Here is a 4745-nt window from a genome sequence, read left to right as displayed (position 1 = left end):
CCACCATTTGGTGACTATAGCTCATGAATATATCCTGGAAATGAGTAATTGCATATGTTAGGGAGGTTTTTGTTATTGCACAAGTAATATTTATAATAAATATTAGAGGATATGCTGTAAAAAATCAAGAGTTTGATCATCTGATACAAAATTAAGGATGAAGCTTTTTTATTTTTTGCAAATAACTTTTTGGTGGTGATAAGTTGAAAAAATACAATATACATCTTGTTGCATCAAACAGATTGAGCAATATAAAAACCATGCTGGAAGAAATAAACGAATATGAGGGGCAGAAGGTTGAAGTATCTGTTTCAAAATGGAATTACAGCTTTCTGGCCCTTAATTATTTCCTCACCGCTGAGATGACAGAAGAACCTGACATAATGTTAATTTTTGATAATGCAGAGTTCAGCAGAATAGATGGAGCTACGGGTAAAAATATAGGTTACAAGAAGATGCTGGATACACTGAGAACAGCACGGGTTAATTTGCAGAAGGCAAAGATAGTACTGGTTTTATCAGAAGATAAGAAGGAAGATAAATCTTTTATATCAGAGATAATGAAAATGGATATCCAGAATTTCTTCTTCTCAGCTGGTGATGAATACGATATAGAACAATTGAAATCATGGTTGTTTGGTCCTGACAAGACACTGGACGACAACAAGATATACCTTGAAGAGCATGAAAAAGAAAACTTTCAGCCTGTGATAAAGTATGTCGACAGAATTATTGAAAAGCCTGTTACCGAAGTGGTAGAAAAAGTGGTGGAAAAGAAGGAAGTAAAGGTTGTAGAAAAGATAGTCCAGGTTGAAGGACAAAGGGATAGTTTTAAGAAGTTGATATTGACAGTATGGGACAATGCAGAATTCGGATGTGAGTTTGCATATATGGCAGCAAAGTTGTCAGGTTTGGAAGTATTGCTTGTTGATGCGGATTTGTTAAGTCCGAAAGCAGATTTGATACTCAATATAAGGAAAAACCCCAGCAGCATAAAAACAGAAGGCATATATTCTGATAGTGGCTTTAATATAATCATGGACACTATAGAAAAAAATGTTTTTAATGTTTCATTCTTTTCAGATGCTTGTATAAACAGAAAAGAACTTAAAAATCTGCATGTTCTCACTGGCAATTATAACTTGGACAACTACGAGTATTATACCCAAGAGAACTTTAAAATATTTTTGGAAAAGTGTTATCAAGCATTTGATATTACAGTCATTCTAGTTAACCGTTCCATGTATGATCTTTTTACAATTATGTCATTGGATAGAGCAGACTATAATATTATAGCGACTAGGGCCGATTTGATATCATTAAGGGATTTCAACACACAAATACAATATTTATATGATAAGCAATATATAGACATTAACAAGTATAAGTTTGTTGCCTTTGAATATATTAATGACTTGTCCTTGAAGGAGAGTCTTATTAAAGAGATTACGGAAAACAATTATATAGGACACATAAGCTACAATAAAAAAAGAACTATCTATCGAAATCTAAAAGCACCTTATGTCACAAGAATGACTAGCAGACAAGTAGATGAATACAAAGACATTCTTGCCTATTTCAAGATTGTTCCAAAGCGTAAACTCATGGACAAGCTGAGAAGCAAGATTAAATATGCCAAATTAAAGATAAGAAGTATATTTAAGAAACTTAAGCTGAGAAAAAAATCTAGATGAGAATAGAGGGTGACATGATTGCCAACAGTTCAAAGCTTACATTCAGATAAAAGGAAAAATTCAAGTCTAGTTGACTTGGATAAGCTCAATAGCGAAATAAACATTCTTATATCTGATATAACATATGAAATTTTAAGAGATTCACCAACGTTGGTTACAGAAGTCAATAATGGAACAATAAGCGAACAAGTATTGGAAAAGAGCATTATACAGATTATTGACAAGAATAAGTATTATATAGGCAAGGATAGGCAAAAGGTTATAGAAAAAGTATTTGATTTTATGTTCAAATATGGGCCATTGCAGTCATATGTAGAAGACGATAGCATATCCGATATAGACGGAACAAGATATGATAATTTTACTATTAAGAGATACGGAAAAAGAGAGAGAATTGCAGTCAACTTTGGTAATGAAAAAATATTTGAAAATTACTGCAAGATAATTGCATTAAGAAACGGAGGAATATTGAATGAAAATGATACTCACTGCAGAATTTCGGATGAGAAAAATAGATTAAGAGTTAATCTTTCAATACCACCAAGAAATCTATCCGGGCCAGCAATAAGCATAAGAAAACACCCAAAGGAAAACTACACCTTTGAAAAATTGATTAGTCTGGGAATGATGAATGAAAATGTTGCAAATTATCTGAAAGACTTATCAAGGTCAAATAAGTCCATACTTATTTGTGGCAAAGGTGGTTCAGGCAAAACTACATTGTTGAGAGCAATAGTTGATTATGCAGACGAAATGGAAAGGATACTTATTGCTGAGTCTGATTCTGAAATATATCCTAAGAAGCCTAATTGCATTGTTCAAAGGGTAAAGAAAAAGAATGAAGGTGGAATTCCTGTAACGCTTCTTGATCTTATTATTGATGGATTGACAATGTCCTTGGATACCTATGTTGTAGGTGAATTGACTGATGGAGTCGCATGGTACTTTATAATAGCAGGTTTCACGGGACATAGGGTCATGGCAACAACACATACCTGGAGTGCTGAAGGAGCCTTGCCAAGGATGTTGACACTGGCAAAAATGGCCCAGATTAGTGAAAGTGAAAAGACTATAAAGGAAATGATAGCAACATCCATAGATATAGTCATTCATATGGATGATTTTAAAGTAGATGAAATTATTGAAGTATTAAGCTATGATCCTTACACGGACAATTACAGAATAAACAGATTATATAAGTACAACAAAGCCATGAGCAATTATGAATGCTATAAATCCTGCTTTGTAGAAAAGATAAAGTAGGTGATTGTATGGATATAATGGATATACTTATTAAATTGAATGGTGTATTGATTATGGCCGTTACTTCATATATTGCATGGTTTATCGCAAATACCATCAATACAGAATACATAAAAGAAAGCGTAAAAAGAGGTTATAAAAGAATCAATGACAGCTATAATGACAGAAGGTTGCAACGACAGGTCAAGAGGTATACAAAGACTATATCAGTTAAAATGTCTTTTGTTGATAAGATAGAGCTTATTCTGATTGATAAGTCAAATATCAGGAAATATATACCTTTTATGAATTTCTATGTGCTCGTTTTATTTTCATCAATACTGTTTGTTATATCCTATATGCTTGTATATAAATTTCTTAGATTCTCTGTTTCCAGTTTTATATTGTCATCTATAGCATTCTTTGCACCATTTATACTGTTGGAAATAATGGGTGTATACAATTCAGAATATACAAGGCGCAAGCTAGGATATTTTATATCTATCTTAAGGCAATGGATAGATGTTAAAGAAGATATAATCTATGCATTTGAAAAGTCGGTTCCTGCATTGGTAGAACCGATGAAAAGCTATATCCGGGACTTAACCATACAGGTAAGAAGAGGAATGGATCCTCAAGATGCATTGACTTTGCTGCAAATGAAAGTAGGCAATCCACAATTTACAGACTTTATATTGAATATAAAGCAAAATATAAAATACAGAGGTGATTTGAAAGTATTATTAAGCAACATGGAAGAGCAATTCTACAAGCTGGAACAAGAATTCAACAGAAGGAAAATATCAACCTTTTGGGACAGAATTTACATTGTTTTGGCCATGATATTTGTTATTGCAGTGGCATATATGCTCATTAAATCCACTCCAGAAGTTTTAAATTTCTATACAAATACAACGCCAGGAAAGTTGCTTCTTACTTTCTTTACCATGCTTTATAGTGCAGGATTTTATATATTGATAACAATAAGCAGATTTAAACATTAAGCATAAGGCAGGTGAATTATTATTAGGGAAGTCTATGAGTATCTATCGATGCATCCATATTTTGCTTTTTCAGCGCTGATCTTAAACGCTGTTATTATAAAGCAGTTGTATGCAAAGCTAAGTGTTGGAATAGACGGGCTGATAAGAGAAGCAAAAGGGAAAAGAGGTGCAATAAGTAAATATAAAAGATATATAGATTTTATAGGGAATAGGATGGATACAATTGATAAGGAGAAAAGCCAAAGGGAGGGAGTGTATCAAAAGCTTAAGAACTTTTTAAAAAGAGCTGGGTTTAATGGAACATACTCTGTTTTTTTCTACATCATGTTTCAATTTATTGTACCTATAATGTTGTTTATTTTTACAGCTATCTATAGAAACTTATCTATTGCCATAGCTGTTTTTTTAATGCTTTTCATATATGTATTCTATTATGTCTACATTAAGGGAAGAAGAATAGCAAAGCAGCTAGAGAAGTCAATATATAGAATATACAAGTATTTGCACAATCAAGTTTCAGCAGGAGTGAAAATTACAGACGCAATAAAATCTGTTTATGAAGTTGTTGAAGATAAGGAGCTGAAAGAAATTCTTATTCGATTTGCTGCCAAGTATGAGCTTACATTGGATATTGACCAAAGCTTGAAAGATTTCTGCTCATATTTTAATACATTGGAAGCTGAAACTTTGACAGTAGCAATTAAGCAAGGAGTTGATACGGGAGATAATGAGAACATTTTAATGAGACAGGAAGAAGTCATGTTCAACAAGTATTTGAACTACATACAGGCCGAAACCGAAAATG

Annotated in this window: 4 protein-coding genes; all 4 read left to right on the top strand. The window is 32.7% G+C overall.

All coding sequences use genetic code 11. The features are described from left to right. The first annotated feature begins 203 nt into the window (after positions 1-203). Complete coding sequence (locus BUB48_RS17295) at positions 204-1694, top strand: hypothetical protein (protein ID WP_073028167.1); 1491 nt, start codon at positions 204-206, stop codon at positions 1692-1694. An 18-nt stretch (positions 1695-1712) separates the two neighbouring features. Then, the gene (locus BUB48_RS17290; protein WP_073028164.1) at positions 1713-2957 is read left to right on the top strand and encodes an ATPase, T2SS/T4P/T4SS family; all 1245 of its coding nucleotides are present in this window, start codon (positions 1713-1715) and stop codon (positions 2955-2957) included. An 8-nt stretch (positions 2958-2965) separates the two neighbouring features. Continuing rightward, positions 2966-3940, top strand: a complete 975-nt coding sequence (locus BUB48_RS17285; protein WP_073028162.1) for a type II secretion system F family protein — start codon at positions 2966-2968, stop codon at positions 3938-3940. Between the two features lie 48 nt (positions 3941-3988). After that, positions 3989-4745, top strand: a 757-nt coding sequence (locus BUB48_RS17280) for a hypothetical protein (RefSeq protein WP_139250041.1), incomplete at its 3' end; no start/stop codon positions are given.

This window comes from Lutispora thermophila DSM 19022, assembly GCF_900142105.1.
GTDB classification, from domain to species: Bacteria; Bacillota; Clostridia; order Lutisporales; family Lutisporaceae; genus Lutispora; species Lutispora thermophila.
The sequence above is the reverse complement of the archived record's forward strand: the minus strand, read 5'-3'. Positions and strand labels throughout refer to the sequence as shown.